At 43.8% G+C, this 534-nt stretch carries 1 pseudogene; it reads left to right on the top strand.

Annotated features, from left to right (window positions below):
* Positions 1–534: pseudogene (locus tag J7R07_RS07990) on the top strand (Vomp family autotransporter); the annotation flags it as partial.

Genomic DNA, 534 nt, shown 5'->3' with positions numbered 1-534 from the left:
AGGTTCATGTAGTCAAGGAAGATGGCAGTGCAGTTGAAGAGCAAAGTTATGCTGATGTAGCGAAAGCGTTTGCTGGTGTAGGCAATTCTTTCACGAATATTCATAAAGAACTTAAGAATGAGATTGCTCAAGTTGTTAGTGACAGTCTTGTTAAGCAGGATGCTGGTACACAGGAAATCAAGATAGGTGCAGAAAAAGGTGGCAACAGCATTAGTATTGCCAATAGTGGAGATGCATCGCGGACCTTGTCAGGTGTGAAATCAGGAACGCTTTCTGCAGTTTCGACAGAAGCGGTCAATGGTTCGCAACTTTTTGCGACCAATCAAAATGTCAGCACTGTATCTCACAATCTGCAAACGGCAGCTACAAATATAGCGAATTCTTTTGGTGGTGGAGCTCAGTATGAGAATGGGGAATGGACAGGTCCGACCTTCAAGGTTCATGTAGTCAAGGAAGATGGCAGTGCAGTTGAAGAGCAAAGTTATGCTGATGTAGCGAAAGCGTTTGCTGGTGTAGGCAATTCTTTCACGAATA

It is taken from the genome of Bartonella phoceensis (assembly GCF_902825145.1).
GTDB classification, from domain to species: Bacteria; Pseudomonadota; Alphaproteobacteria; order Rhizobiales; family Rhizobiaceae; genus Bartonella; species Bartonella phoceensis.
Note: the sequence above shows the minus strand (reverse complement) of the source record. Positions and strands in the feature narration are given on the sequence as shown.